Here is a 268-nt window from a genome sequence, read left to right on the forward strand (position 1 = left end):
GGTTTGAAAGATCGGCAAAACAGAAAAACAAGTTTGCTCAGTTCAGCCTTGCAAACCTGTATTACTATGGCAGCGGAGTGAAGAAAGATCTGTCGCAGGCTTTTCTTTGGTATCAGAGATCATCCTCTCAGGGTCAGCCTTATGCGGCTTATTCTATCGCTCAAATGTACAGGTATGGAGAGTATGTCACCAAAGATAACGATACAGCACAGAGATATTACAAACAAGCTTTGTCGGGATTTTTGAAAATCGAAAGCGATGATATGGC

General features: G+C 42.2%; 1 protein-coding gene. It reads left to right on the top strand.

Annotated elements, in window-relative coordinates; genetic code table 11:
- Window positions 1–268 (top strand): tetratricopeptide repeat protein (locus tag LI114_RS13945; RefSeq protein WP_413770915.1); only part of this gene is annotated, 268 nt, incomplete at both ends.

The organism is Ruminococcus sp. 210702-SL.1.03 (assembly GCF_020559915.1).
GTDB lineage: Bacteria > Bacillota > Clostridia > Oscillospirales > Ruminococcaceae > YE71.